Origin of the sequence: Puia dinghuensis, assembly GCF_014642875.1 — a bacterium.
Classification (GTDB): domain Bacteria; phylum Bacteroidota; class Bacteroidia; order Chitinophagales; family Chitinophagaceae; genus Puia; species Puia dinghuensis.
This window is the reverse complement of sequence record NZ_BMJC01000003.1, coordinates 127,755-141,290: the sequence shown is the minus strand read 5'-3', so window position 1 is coordinate 141,290 and position 13,536 is coordinate 127,755. Positions and strand designations below refer to the sequence as shown.

Here is a 13,536-nt window from a genome sequence, read left to right as displayed (position 1 = left end):
AATCATGCACCTGCACATTCCAAAGGCAGGGGGCGCAATTGCGGCCCTCACCGCCTTCTTTTTCCTTACACTGTCAACAACGATCCGGGCCCAGAACATCGACACCGCGGCCATCAAGGCGATGGTCGCCGGCAAGAAAGACACCGCCAAATCGAAGATCAAACCTTACAAAGAGGTAGTGCCCGCGACAGCCAAGACATCGAAAGGCTTCTTCCTCATCCACAAAGTGGACGACCGCTGGCTGGCCGAGATTCCCGACTCCCTGCTGGGCCGCGACATACTGGTGGTCACCCGCATCGTCAAAGGGCCGACCGGCTATTATAATCTGCTCAAGGCCCTTGCCGGAGCATTAAGCTATGCAGGGGATGCCATCAACCAAAGCGTGATCCGGTTCGAACGGCTCACCGACGACAAGGTCTTTCTCAGAAGCGTCAGCTACATCGAACACAGCGACGACAGCTCGGCCAACGGGTTGCACCAGAACGTACAGGACAATAATGTCCAGCCGATCGAGGCGGCATTTCCTGTCAAGGCCGTGAACGAGGCGGGCAAGTCGGTGGTCATCGACCTCACCGACTTCATCAACTCGGAGAGTGAGGTGCTCTACTTTAATGCTCAATTAAAGCCCTTTTTGGGCCTTGCAGGGCTGGCGGCCGACCGGAGCTTCATCCAGAACATCAAGGCCTTCCCCATGAACATCGAGATCAAGACGGTGCGCACGTACAATGGCGCGCCAGGGACTGGCGTCCACAGCTACGAGCTCAACAGCAGCGTCGTCCTGCTGCCATCCAACCCGATGCGGAGCCGGCCTGCCGATCTGCGCATCGGTCTGTTTTACGACAGTTATATAGACTTCGATGCAGACCCCCAGGCAGTACGGCCGGGCAACCATATCTGGAGGTGGCGGATGGAACCGAAGCCGGAAGACCAGGAACGCTACCTTCGTGGCGAACTGGTCGAACCCGCCAAGCCCATCGTCATCTATATCGACCCGGAGACACCCAAAAAATGGGTGCCCTATCTGATCCAGGGTATCAATGACTGGCAGTCCGCCTTCGAAAAGGCCGGGTTTAAGAACGCCATCGTCGGTAAGGAGGCGCCGGTGGGCGATTCTACCTGGTCGATGGAAGATGCCCGGCATTCCGTTTTGCTTTATCATGCCTCACCGATAGAGAATGCCAATGGCCCCAGCATCAAGGATCCCCGCACCGGCGAGATACTCGAGACGCATATCAACTGGTTCCACAATGTGATGCAGCTGCTGTACAACTGGTATTTCATCCAGGCGGCCGCCGTCGACCCGCGGGCGCGGCATCCTCACTTCGATGATTCCCTGATGGGTACGCTCATCCGCTTCGTATCCTCTCACGAGGTGGGCCATACGCTCGGCATGCAGCACAACTTCGGCGCCTCCTCTACCGTTGCGGTGGACAGCCTGCGGAGTAAGGCCTGGGTAGACGCCCACGGCCATACACCCTCCATTATGGATTACGCCCGCTTCGACTATGTGGCCCAGCCCGAGGACGGCATCGATGAGAATGGGCTCTTCCCACATATCGGGGATTACGATAAATGGACGATCAACTGGGGCTATCGCTGGCTGCCCGCGACAATAAGCGCCGAAGCCGAAAAGGATACATTGAATGCCTGGATCGTCCGGCAACTGGCCAGTGGCCCCCAGTACTTCTATGGCGCACAGACAAATCCCTTCAATCCCATGGGGAATCCCAATAACCCCGACCCCCGCGACCAGAGTGAAGACCTCGGCGACGACGCCATGAAGGCAAGCGAATACGGCATTCGCAACCTCAAGCGGATAGAACCCCATTTGATGGAATGGACCATGGACAGGCACGACGATTATGGAAAGCTGGAGGCTATGTACAGTGCGCTCGTCGGCCAGTATGCCCGCTATATGGGCCATGTCCTGAAGAATATCGGCGGCGAAATGATCACGCCCAAGTTGCCCGATCAACAAGGACCGGTGATCGCCTATCCCGGCAAGGAAAAGCAGCAACGGGCGATGGCCTTCCTTAATACCCAGCTGTTCACCACCCCCACCTGGCTCATCGATGAGAAACTGTACAGTCTCGGCGTAGGGGATTTCGACCATGTGGCGAAAATTCAGACCGCGGTGATCGATGGACTGATCGAGCCTTCCCGTATCCACCAGCTGTTGCAGCAGGAGGAAGCCCTGGGGTCCAAGGCTTATACGGTAACCGGGATGTTGCACGACCTGCAAAGCGGTCTCTTCTCCGAGCTGGCCGACGGAAAACCGATAGATGCGCACAGGCGCATGATCCAAAAATATTATGTCAACAAGCTCGTGGTAATGCTCGGCGCCGACACGTCGGTAAGAAGAGAGGTGCAATCGACGAGCGACGGGTTTACCAGCATAAAAACATCCGCCAAAGCGCTGGCCGCATCGATCAAACAAGCGATGCCCCGATATCCCGCCGGGGTGATGCACGAACACCTGACCGATCTATATGACAGACTGGAAGGGACCCTGAAACCCCGGAATTAAAAAAACAATCTTTATGAAGCAGACTCTTTTTGTTTTGACTTTACTATTGAGTGCTTTCAGCCCGCGAGCCCAGGAAAAGGTGACCATCAACGCGTCCCTCAAGGGTTTGCCGGCTGGAGTTACGGTATACCGCTTTCGCCTCATGGGTGGCCATGGGGCAGACTCGGTGAAGAGTGTCGCTGACGGGTTCAGTATGACTGTTGAAGTGGCGGAGGGCGACGCGGACGGGTATATTCTCCAATTGGGGCGGGAAATTAAACCCTACATACAACAGACCCTCTATCTCGATAAGGGCACGGTCACGATCAACGCGCCTGGCCCCAACTTTGCCGATGCCGTCGTCACCGGCGGACAGGCCATCACCGATTACAACGCTTACACGGATTATATCAGGAATAGCCCGGAGAAGGCCGCGCGCCAGGAATTGACTAAGAAGATGATGGACTTATACAATGCGCATGACTCAGTAGGATGGAGGGCCCTTGCGCCGCAATTACAGCAATGGGATTCCATTGAAAAGGCGATGACCAGTCAGTGGATCCTTCAACATCCTAATTCTCCCGTCAGCGCCTACTTGCTGACCTCCGAATTGAAAAAGTTGACCCTGGATCAAAAAGCGGCTATGCTGGCCCGGCTGACTCCCGAAGCGAAAAACAATGCTCCGGCCAAACGCCTCCAGCACAGCATCGACGCGAATCAACTCACAGCGATCGGCAAGCCGGCCCCGGACTTCACCCAGCCCGATACCGCCGGCAACACCGTGTCCCTCCGGGATTTCAGGGGGAAGTATGTGCTCATCGACTTCTGGGCCAGCTGGTGCGGCCCCTGCCGCGCCGAAAACCCCAATGTGGTAGCGGCTTTCAACAAGTACAAAGACCGGAGCTTCACCGTCCTCAGCGTATCCCTGGACGGCGGCTTCACCAAAAAAGAAAATTGGCTCAAGGCTATTCGTAAAGACGGCATGCCCTGGACCCATGTATCCGATCTTCAAGGATGGAACAATGCCGTTGCTTTCAAATACGACGTCGAAGCCATCCCGACCAACTTCCTGGTAGATCCCAATGGCGTCATCGTCGCCCGGAATCTGCGTGGGGAAGAGCTCGAAAAGAAATTGCAGGAGATTCTCGAATAGTGTGTGTTAGTTTCCTTCTGGTCGCCTCCGCCGGGGCTTCAATAAAGCCCGACTGGCGGAGGCTTTTCGGCTTGTGTTCTCAATGGTATTTTGACGGATATTCCGGTGCCCTGTCCGGGCTTTGTCCGGAGATGGTATTCACCCCCTATGATGGTCGTACGTTCTTTCATTCCCAGAATACCCAGCGTTCGCTTCCCGGCAATCACTCCCTTGTCAAACCCGTGTCCGTTGTCGGTTATCGTCAGTATCAGCTGCTTCTCGGAATACTGCATGTCGACCCGGACATCGGTAGCTTTCGAATGGCGGGCTACATTGGTCAGGGACTCCTGTACAATGCGGAAGAGATGGATCTTTACATGTTCGGGCAGGTTCTCTTCCGACCCCGACCCGGTGAAATGCGTTGCGATGCCCGACAGTGCTTCAAATTCCTGTAAATGCCATTCGATGGCCGCCCCCAGCCCGGAGACGTCCAACAAGCCCGGACGCAAATCGGAAGCAAGACGCCGGACGGAGCGGACGATGCTGTCTGTGATATCCATCAGGCTTTGCAGCTTTTTGCCCGTTGCTTCATCCGGTTTGTCCAGGCTTTTCTTCAACCGGCTGATGTCCAGTTTCAATACGGTGAGCAACTGTCCCAGCTCATCATGCATCTCTCTTGCAATAGATTTCCTTTCTTCTTCGCGAACTACCTGCAAACGTTCGGGCCCCTCCAGCATCTCCCATCGTCCCTTACGTCTGGCGATGACGCATTCATGGGCATGGGCGATATCGAGCACTGCGCCAGCGGTTGTGCCTGAAAGCGGATAGGTGCACAATACGATCATCCGCAGGTGTTGCAACATGGCGGTGAGGTCCCTTTCATATCGCATGAAATCGTTCCAGTCATCGCTTTTCAGCCAGGCCTCATTGCCGTTGACCCTCATGCCGTCATAGCCATTATCCAGCGCCTCGCGAAGCTTCTCCATCCAGGCGCTTGTCACGGCTTCCCTATCGAAGCGGCCGGATGGTGTATACCAATCCGTGTAAGGTATAATTTCGAGATCTTTCTTGTCCAGGCGGCGTTGAATGTCGGGAATAGACTCTTTCAAGGCAGCGATAGCGTCCTCTGCGGTAATGGGGTCACAGGTGATCCAGAGGCAATATTCGTTATTGTCGAGGCCGGCCTTGAAATAAGGGATCAGCACCTGCAGCAGGTCTTCCCTGGTTTCATAAAACTGGCAAATATGGGTTCCCCATTCTGTAGGGCCGACGATCGCTATACCACTATTTCTTGCGTTGAGGTGTGACATCATCTTTGCAAAGGTAGGCGTCCACAGCAGGGAGTCATTACTAAAAATTTCCGAAGAAGCACAAATGGCGGGGGAATTCTTTGAAAGTGAAAGACTATTGTGTGATTTTCAAAGGCTATTCTTCGAAATACAACTTTCCTTTGTTTCCACACGGTACAGCTATTTATAACCTTAAAAAATGTAATTATGACTGTCGCATCCAACGCAATCGGGGCCATCCGCAACTGGTGGTGGTTCATCATCGTCGGCCTCCTCTTCATCGTTTCGGGCATCGCCGTCCTGTCGCGGCCATTGGAAGGTTATGTTAGTTTGAGTGTGCTATTCAGCATCGCCATCCTGGGCATCGGCATCTCGCAGATCGTTTTTGCCATCGGGAACAAGGACATCCTTCCCGGCTGGGGCTGGACCCTGGCCTCCGGCATTATCGATGTTGCTGTGGGGGCCTATTTGTTCATGTTCCCCGTTGTCACGATGGCGACGCTTCCTTATTTTGTGGGGTTCTGGCTGATGTTCCGTTCGTTCTACATCATGGGCGCTTCGATGGATATCCAAAGCTTCGGGATATCCGGCTGGGGATGGCTATTTTCGGGTGGTATTCTCCTGTTGATCTTGTCAGGCCTCATCCTGTATTTTCCCACCGCGGCCGCCGTCGGTATCGTTGCCTGGTCGGGATTGGCCTTTTTGACAGGGGGTTTGTTGTCGATCGTGCTGGCGTTTAAACTTCGGGGTATTAAGAATGCGGTAAAAATGCTTGCGTAAGCCTTGCAAAAACATAATATTTGCAAAAAAGCCGGCTACGATTGAATAATAATTTATCCGATGCGGAGATCATCGACCGATACAAGGAAGTGTTTCAGCGGTTTGCAAAGGATGGCGTCATCGATATGGACAAGCGGCTGAAACATAAGTTCAGCTACCAGATACATCGGCTCGAGGATATCATTCCGAAATTGAACGGGGTGGTTCCGCCTTATCGGCAGTCGATGTACTATATAACGCTTTTCCGAAAAGGAGCGGCGCGGAAGAGCGTGGGGCTGTTCAATTTTGAGATAAAGAACAACACCTTGTTGCTGATCCCCCAGCGGGTGATCCATTCCACGCTGTATGACTCCCTGCATGCTTCAGGCTATTTATTGAATTTCAACATTGAATTTTTCCTGAACAATGCCTTTCCTAAAAAGCTTATTTCCGAAAAGAAGGTATTCAAGTCTTCATTGAAGCCCTATCTGTATCTTTCCGCTTCCAAGCGGAAGCAACTGGAGACCATTTTCGAATATATTTTCCATGAGAATTCCGAAGCGGCGCAGGGGAAGAACCAAATGATCGCCATCAAGATACTTGAGCTGCTGATCCTTTGTGACCGGCTGTTCACGGAAGCGGAGTCGGTTGGCGGAGAGAGCATCTATCATCCCACCATCGAGAAATTCAATCAGTTGATCGAGGAGAATTTTTCAAAAGAGCGGGCTGTCGAATTCTATGCAGACAAGCTTAACATTCACCCCGGACATCTGAATTATCTGATGAAAAAACACAACGGACTGAATGCCAAAAAAACGATTGACAACAGGCTCGTGATGGAAGCTCAATCCCTGCTCGTAACCACGGCCTGGTCCATCAAAGAAATAGCGGACAAACTCGGTTTTTCGGATGCGAATTATTTTTCCTCCTTTTTTACCAGGATGACGAAAATGACCCCAACCGCCTACCGGGCGAAGGTTGGTTAGCGTGCACCCCGCCTACCCGATCTGATAAGCCGTCGTCCGTTTGGCCTCGACAAGGACAAATGAGGTCAGCAGATTGCCGACGTAGGGGAGGGAGGCCAGCTTGTTCTTGAGAAAATTGTTATACGCATCCATATCTGCGATCACCACCTTCAGCAGGAAATCGGCAATCCCGGTAAGCTGATAACATTCCATCACCTCGGGAAATTTCACCACCTCCTTCTCGAATTGGCTCAGGATGGTATCCGAATGCTCTTTCAGCTTCACTGTCGTAAAACCAGTCAGCTTCTTACCGATGCAGTTCCTGTCCAACAGCGCAACATAGGACTGGATAACCCCTCGCTCTTCGAGGCGGTGTATCCTGTCATGGATGGCAGTGACTGACTTGCCCGTCTTTGCCGAGATCTCCTTGGTTGTCATCCGGGCGTCGTATTGCAGGATAGTGAGAATCTGAATGTCAACGGCGTCGAGGTCGGCAAGCATAGCAACGAAATTTTTTCTGTTCTGAGCCCCAAAGTTAGTTTTATTTTCCGTGCAATCGCCGAAGCGTATAAAATGGACCGGTATTCGCCACCTTTGGTCACTAAACGATTGCAATTATGAAAAAGGATACGATTCTGGTGATCGGCGCCAAAGGACAGATTGGTGTAGAATTGACACAGTCGCTGCGAAAATTGTACGGCCACTCGCATGTCGTTGCCGCCGATCTGGGCCCTGTCTCTCCCGGGTTGGAAGGAGGACCCTATGTGGAGCTCGATGTGCTGGAAAGGGAAGAGTTGGGCCGGGCGATCACCCGCTATGACATCTCCCGGATCTATTTGCTGGCGGCAAAGCTCTCGGCAGTAGCGGAAAGGCTCCCACTGGAAGCTTGGAATGTGAATATGCTGGGCTTGCTCAATGTGTTGGAGGCCGCCAGGGAGAAGGGCATCGGCAGGGTATTCTGGCCGAGCAGCATCGCGGTATTCGGACCAGATGCCCCGAAATGGAACTGTCCTCAGAATGGACCGTTGAACCCGGCTACCGTCTATGGCATCAGCAAGGTGGCGGGAGAAAGCTGGTGCCGGTATTACTGGGAAAAGTATGCGGTGGATGTGCGCAGCATCCGTTACCCGGGGCTGATCAGCTACCAATCAAAGCCCGGCGGTGGCACCACCGACTATGCCGTAGAGATCTTTCATGAGGCGCTGCATACCGCATCGTATAGCTGTTACCTGAGGGAAAATACCATTCTGCCGATGATGTATATGCCCGATGCTATCCGGGCGACGATCGAGCTGATGGCGGTTCCGGCAACCGCGCTGACGGTCCGTGGAGGATATAATATCAACGCGATGAGCTTTTCGCCCAGGGAGTTGGCGCTGGTGATCCAACGATATGTGCCGGAATTCAAGATGAGCTACCGGCCAGATTTCCGGCAGACGATTGCCGACGGATGGATACAAAAACCCGATGATTCCGTGGCAGCGGCCGATTGGAAATGGGAATATGCTTATGGCATTTCCGAGACCGTGCGGCATATGCTCAGCCACCTGTCGGCCGGAGTAAAATTGGCGCCGGGCAGGATACGTGACCTCGAACCGGCCTTTTGACAACTTATTATACCATGAATACCTTGACTATTGCCCATCGCCGGCGTTTGGAGGACTATATGACGAAGGCCTTTGAAAGAGCAAAGCATTTCATCGGCTACCCCATCGCCACCGACTTCGACTACAGCGAACTTTATCCGCTGCTCTCCCTGCCGCTGAACAATGTCGGCGACCCCTTCGTCGAGTCGACCTATGATCTCAACTCCCGTAGCATCGAGATCGAAGTGCTTCAATTCTTTGCTTCGATCTTCAAGGCCCCGGAAAACAACTGGTGGGGCTATGTCACCAATGGCGGCTCGGAAGGCAACCTGTATGGGCTGTATGTCGCCCGGGAACTGTACCCGGAAGGCATCGTCTATTATTCGGAAGCAACACACTACAGCGTTCAGAAAAATATCCAGCTGCTGGGGCTTCGCAGCATCGTCATCCGTACGGACGATGAGGGCGAAATGGATTATGCCGACCTGGAACAAATGATCCGGCTTCATCGGGAAAAGCCCGTCATCATCCTGGCCAACATAGGCACGACCATGACCGAGGCAAAGGATGATCTCAGCGCTATCCGCAGGGTGCTGAAACAATCGGCTATAAGGAATCATTATATCCATTGCGATGCTGCACTGGCAGGCGTCTATAGCGCCTTGCTGCAACTCGAACCAGGCTTCGACTTCAGCCACGGAGCCGACAGCATCGCGATAAGCGGTCACAAGTTCATCGGGTCGCCAATACCTTGTGGTGTCGTGTTGGTAAAAAAGAACTATAAGGACAGAATAGGGAAGGCCATCTCCTACATCGGCACCCTGGATACCACCATTTCCGGGAGCCGCAACGGCCATAGCCCGGTCTTTCTCTGGTACGCGATAAAGCGGCTGGGTGTGGAAGGCCTGAAGCAACGTGCCGTCGAATGTCTCGAAATTGCCGGCTATGCAATAGAGAAATTCCGGAGCATCGGCATCTCTGCCTGGCGAAACCCTTCCGCCATAACGGTCGTATTCCCGGCGCCATCCCTAAGCATCCGTCAAAAATGGCAGCTTGCTACTGAAAGCGGTTCAAGCCATATCATCTGTATGCCCGGTCTTAAGAGGGAATTGATCGACGAATTCATGGAAGAATTACGGCAAGAGATGGCTGTCCCGGCAGCACCAGCCTTACTATAATTCACCTGGCCGACCGGTTTCTTTTCCGGTATTCAAGCGGCGAATAGCCCATGAGCCTGGAGAACATCCGCGAGAAATAATATTGGTCATCTATCCCCAATTCACCGGCTATTTCTTTTACGGTCATCTGGGTGAGCAGCAGGTACTGGCAGGCCTTCTGTATTTTGAGGTGATTGAAATATTCGACAGGGGCATAACCCGTCTGTTCCTTGAATACGGCGGAAAAATGCGAGACCGACAGATTGGCGAAATCGGCAAAAGCCTTCAGACCGGTGACGGTATGGATCTTTCGCTGCATCTGCTGGATAGTACGGGCAATGATGTCATCGGCCTGCCTGTTGTCAGTATGGCTGAATTTGTCTTCATACAGCAGCGACGACAAAAAGTGGTAAAAGATCATGTTGACATAGCGCAGGTTGTCCTGGCCATACCCCTTCTCCAGGTTGGCATATATCTCTTCAAACAATTTTATCCGGTTTTCGTCATAGGTCAATGCGGGCTGGTAAGTTGTGCCTCCGGTACGAGAGCGCTGCAGGATAAGATCTACCACGAAAGAGGCGATCTCGCCTTTGAAATGGAACCAGTAAATAGTCCATGGATCATTTTCATTGGCGCCATACTTATGGGCGCTATTGGCGGGTATCGTAATAAACTGCGAAGGCCCCAGCTCTATTCTTTTCCCGCCGATGACGATCCAGCCGCTTCCCTCCATGCAATAGATGATAATGTGCTGCCCGATGCCCGCCGGCCGGTCGACATAGTGAAAAGCGGCCTTGGGATAGTATCCGATGTCGGTAATATAGATCTGCCGGGTCACCGGGTCCCTGGTGAGGAATTCGGTGGTGATCTTCTTGGGTAACACGATAAGCTTTTGGCCTTTAAAGCCCTGCCGCTTGCGAATGGCGCCTTGTCGTTGCATGTCAACGGGATTTTCTGCAATGTACGCAAACCAGAAAAAAATCCATCCTTTTCGTAAGAAACGCTATTCTTTTTCCTGTTGCCATGGTCGATTTTTGTCATGTTAAAAAGATAAACTTTACTGCTTAAAACGATTGTCATGCCATTCCCTCCATTGCATCTTCGACTATTTCTACTGCTGGCGTTGGTATTCGGCGCAATGCTCCCCGTCACTGCCCAGCAAAGGCCTGTGCAGGGCGAGGTGCTGGATGCGGATACCCGCAACCCACTGCCACTGGCCACTATCACTACTTCGACAAAAAGCGGTCCACCCGCTACAAAGCTTACCGACAGCCGCGGACGCTTCAGTATTACGGCGGTCGCCGGCGCCACCATCACGGTAAGCTATTCCGGCTATAAGACAAAACAGATTGCGCTGCGGGACGGAAGCGATTCCATCACCGTGCTGCTCGAAAGAGGCGATAGCAAGCTCGACCAGGTGGTGGTCATCGGCTATGGCAAGGAAAAGCGAACCGATCTCACGAGCTCCATCTCCAGCATTTCTTCCGACCAGGTTAACGAACTGCCCGTTACCAACTTAGCCAGCGCCCTGGCCTCCAGGGTGCCCGGCGTGGAGGTGCACAGCACAGGATATGCTCCCGGCTCGGGCAACGTCATCAATGTACGCGGTCTCAACTCCATTACCCAGAGTGAAGGGCCCCTGTATGTGGTGGACGGCGTGGCGATAACGGGTGATATCCGGGACATCAATCCCGCCGACATCGAATCGGTAGAGGTGCTGAAGGATGCCGCCGCCGCCGGCATCTACGGTTCACGCGCTTCTGCCGGTGTGATCATCGTGACCACCAAGCGCGCCAGGGCGGGCACGGCCACCATCGACTTCAGCATGTATTCGGGTATCCAGCGAATGAATAACCCCTATCATATGCTCGACGCAGCTGACTTTGCCCAGCTGCGCCGCTTCGCCTTCAACGATGCCGACCCTGTGACGTATCCCATCGGTAGCGCTGCCGCTGATGCGAAGATCTTTAACCCCTATGAGCTGCAAAGCATCGCCGCTGGCTATAAAAGCTACGACTGGCTCAAGGCGGTGACCCGCAGAAACGCGCCCATGCAGAATTACTCCATCGGGGTGTCCAACGGCGTGGGCAAAAGCAGGGTCTATTTCAGCGCCAACTACCTTAACCAGGCAGGCATCATTGCCAATACCGGATTTACGCGCTACGGCGGCCATTTCAGCATAGAAACCGATATCAATAAAATATTCCGGCTGGGCGGCAATATCAACGTTAACCACAACTTTACCAAAGGGGTCAGCACCAGTGTATACCAGCAGGCGCTTACCCAGAGCCCGCTGATGCCTATTTACGATTCCACCGGCGCACCCCTGGTGATCACCGATAAGAGCACGGGTACGCTCACCATCCGCAACCCCGTGACCTCGGACCTGTATTCGGTTAACAATTACACCTCCAACCGGACGTTTGGCAATTTCTACCTGGAGCTTACACCTATTCGCAACCTGGTGCTGCGCAGCAGCATCGGCGCCGACCTGCTCGACGGAGAGAACGATACTTACTATCCCCGTAATACCGGCGAAGGGTTCGCATCCAATGGCTGGGCCGAAGTGTACAATACCAAATCGACCGACGTGCTTTGGGAAAATACGGCAACCTACTCATGGACAAAAGGCGACCATGATCTGAACGTGCTGGCCGGCGCCACCTACGAGCGAAGGGAGGACATCGCCATGGACATGCAAGGAAAAGAGTTTCCCACCGATCTGCTCACGTTCAAGAATATGGGCAGCGCCGGCATCAAGGTACAGGATAACACCAATTATGACGGCTGGATCGTAGAATCGCTGCTGGCGCGCGCTATCTATAAATTCAAACACCGGTATATCATCAATCTCACCGGCCGGCGGGATGGTTCATCGCGATTCGGCCCGGACAACCGCTTTGGTTTCTTCCCTTCGGCGAGCGCTGCCTGGCGGGTGATAGAAGAGCCCTGGATAGGCTACAAGATGAAGACGGTGCTCAGCGACTGGAAGATCAGGGGAAGTTATGGCATCATCGGCAACCAGAACCTGCCCTACGACGCCATTTATACCCGATACAACAATGCCCAGTACCCCTTCAATGGCAGCAATGCCGTCAGCGGCTACCAGGTGGGCGGTACAGCCGGTAACCCCGCGTTGGAATGGGAGCGCCAGCACCAGACGAATGTGGGCATGGATATCGCGGCATGGAACAACCGTCTTTCGTTGAGCGTGGACTATTACAATAAGAACATCAGCAGCCTGCTGATGCCCTTCAACCTGGCGCCCTCTTCCGGCTTTTACAACGAGCAGGTAAATGTGGCTGCCATGAATACAAAGGGTATGGACATCAACTTCCAGGCAACGCCGGTGAAGACGCCACATTTCCAATGGCAGTTCACGGTGAACTGGAGCCGGTATGAGAGCAAGATCACCAAGCTGTTTCCCGGCCGCGATTCGGTCAGCCTGTCCCTGCGCGTAGGCCAGCCACCCAGTGGGGTGCTGGTGAACTATGTGTATAACGGCCTCTACCAGCAGAACGACGACTTTACCCTGAACCCCGGTGGCAAACCCGGCGATATCAAGATAAAAGATCTCAATCACGATGGGAAGATAACCCCGCTCGACCAGACCATCGTAGGCCACAACATCCCCCAAGGCTGGGGCGGCTTCTGGAACTATTTCTGGTACAGGGGTATTTCGCTGGCTGTTCTTGCTTCCTACGAATATGGTCAGCAGCTGAACAACCTGCCGTATACCAACCTCACCTACTACAATTCAGACTTTGGCAATATAGGCAACGTGACCAGGGAAGGCGGCAATTACTGGACGCCTACCAATACCCATACCAATATCCCGCGCCCCAATGCCTTTGCCACCGAGCTCAAGCCTTTGCCCGGCGGGCCTGACCAGGGGTCGAGCTATTCCATCCAGAAGGGCGATTATATCCGCATCAAAAGCATCACGCTGGGTTACGACATCCCGGGCCGGTTGATACAGAAAGCGAAGCTGAGAAGCCTCAACATCTATGTGCAGGCGATCGAACCTTTCCTCATCACCAGCTACAAAGGACTTGACCCCGATAACGGCAACCCCACGCAGCTGGAAAACTACCCACGATACAGGACTTTCCTGGCCGGGATAAAATTAGGGTTATAATCAT

10 protein-coding genes are annotated in these 13,536 nt (G+C 53.5%); 7 read left to right on the top strand and 3 right to left on the bottom strand.

Going from position 1 to position 13,536, the window contains the following annotated elements; all coding sequences use genetic code 11:
- Positions 1 to 4 precede the first annotated feature (4 nt).
- On the top strand, positions 5 to 2,527 hold the full coding sequence (locus IEY39_RS13845) for a zinc-dependent metalloprotease (RefSeq protein ID WP_188932509.1): 2,523 nt from the start codon (positions 5 to 7) through the stop codon (positions 2,525 to 2,527).
- 13 nt (positions 2,528 to 2,540) lie between these two features.
- Positions 2,541 to 3,659 (top strand): AhpC/TSA family protein, encoded by a 1,119-nt coding sequence (locus IEY39_RS13840; RefSeq protein WP_188932507.1) that lies wholly within the window; start codon positions 2,541 to 2,543, stop codon positions 3,657 to 3,659.
- Positions 3,660 to 3,697: 38 nt separating this feature from the next.
- Here IEY39_RS13840 and IEY39_RS13835 read toward each other — a convergent pair whose 3' ends face one another.
- On the bottom strand, positions 3,698 to 4,951 hold the full coding sequence (locus IEY39_RS13835; protein WP_188932505.1) for an MEDS domain-containing protein: 1,254 nt from the start codon (positions 4,949 to 4,951) through the stop codon (positions 3,698 to 3,700).
- Between the two features lie 183 nt (positions 4,952 to 5,134).
- Between IEY39_RS13835 and IEY39_RS13830 the strand changes: the two genes are divergently transcribed.
- Complete coding sequence (locus tag IEY39_RS13830) at positions 5,135 to 5,707, top strand: HdeD family acid-resistance protein (RefSeq protein WP_188932503.1); 573 nt, start codon at positions 5,135 to 5,137, stop codon at positions 5,705 to 5,707.
- A 20-nt stretch (positions 5,708 to 5,727) separates the two neighbouring features.
- Positions 5,728 to 6,672 (top strand): AraC family transcriptional regulator, encoded by a 945-nt coding sequence (locus IEY39_RS13825; RefSeq protein WP_229688903.1) that lies wholly within the window; start codon positions 5,728 to 5,730, stop codon positions 6,670 to 6,672.
- 12 nt (positions 6,673 to 6,684) lie between these two features.
- Here the strand turns inward: IEY39_RS13825 and IEY39_RS13820 are convergent, their stop codons facing one another.
- Positions 6,685 to 7,152 (bottom strand): Lrp/AsnC family transcriptional regulator, encoded by a 468-nt coding sequence (locus IEY39_RS13820; RefSeq protein ID WP_188932499.1) that lies wholly within the window; start codon positions 7,150 to 7,152, stop codon positions 6,685 to 6,687.
- Between the two features lie 116 nt (positions 7,153 to 7,268).
- On the opposite strand from IEY39_RS13820, the gene IEY39_RS13815 reads away from it, so the two are divergent.
- Positions 7,269 to 8,258, top strand: a complete 990-nt coding sequence (locus tag IEY39_RS13815; RefSeq protein ID WP_188932497.1) for an NAD-dependent epimerase/dehydratase family protein — start codon at positions 7,269 to 7,271, stop codon at positions 8,256 to 8,258.
- Positions 8,259 to 8,272: 14 nt separating this feature from the next.
- Positions 8,273 to 9,415 carry a histidine decarboxylase gene (locus IEY39_RS13810; RefSeq protein WP_188932495.1) on the top strand — a complete coding sequence of 381 codons (1,143 nt, stop codon included), beginning with the start codon at positions 8,273 to 8,275 and terminating at the stop codon, positions 9,413 to 9,415.
- A gap of 1 nt (position 9,416) precedes the next feature.
- Here IEY39_RS13810 and IEY39_RS13805 read toward each other — a convergent pair whose 3' ends face one another.
- The gene (locus IEY39_RS13805) at positions 9,417 to 10,334 is read right to left on the bottom strand and encodes an AraC family transcriptional regulator (protein WP_188932493.1); all 918 of its coding nucleotides are present in this window, start codon (positions 10,332 to 10,334) and stop codon (positions 9,417 to 9,419) included.
- Between the two features lie 138 nt (positions 10,335 to 10,472).
- Between IEY39_RS13805 and IEY39_RS13800 the strand changes: the two genes are divergently transcribed.
- The gene (locus IEY39_RS13800; protein ID WP_188932491.1) at positions 10,473 to 13,532 is read left to right on the top strand and encodes a SusC/RagA family TonB-linked outer membrane protein; all 3,060 of its coding nucleotides are present in this window, start codon (positions 10,473 to 10,475) and stop codon (positions 13,530 to 13,532) included.
- Positions 13,533 to 13,536 lie beyond the last annotated feature (4 nt).

Bases quoted from the DNA above. Each gene is read 5' to 3' on its own strand.
- IEY39_RS13830 (WP_188932503.1), top strand. From the start codon at position 5,135: ATGACTGTCGCATCCAACGCAATCGGGGCCATCCGCAACTGGTGGTGG.
- IEY39_RS13800 (WP_188932491.1), top strand. From the start codon at position 10,473: ATGCCATTCCCTCCATTGCATCTTCGACTATTTCTACTGCTGGCGTTG.
- IEY39_RS13810 (WP_188932495.1), top strand. From the start codon at position 8,273: ATGAATACCTTGACTATTGCCCATCGCCGGCGTTTGGAGGACTATATG.
- IEY39_RS13840 (WP_188932507.1), top strand. From the start codon at position 2,541: ATGAAGCAGACTCTTTTTGTTTTGACTTTACTATTGAGTGCTTTCAGC.
- IEY39_RS13835 (WP_188932505.1), bottom strand. From the start codon at position 4,951: ATGATGTCACACCTCAACGCAAGAAATAGTGGTATAGCGATCGTCGGC.
- IEY39_RS13805 (WP_188932493.1), bottom strand. From the start codon at position 10,334: ATGCAACGACAAGGCGCCATTCGCAAGCGGCAGGGCTTTAAAGGCCAA.
- IEY39_RS13845 (WP_188932509.1), top strand. From the start codon at position 5: ATGCACCTGCACATTCCAAAGGCAGGGGGCGCAATTGCGGCCCTCACC.
- IEY39_RS13820 (WP_188932499.1), bottom strand. From the start codon at position 7,152: ATGCTTGCCGACCTCGACGCCGTTGACATTCAGATTCTCACTATCCTG.
- IEY39_RS13815 (WP_188932497.1), top strand. From the start codon at position 7,269: ATGAAAAAGGATACGATTCTGGTGATCGGCGCCAAAGGACAGATTGGT.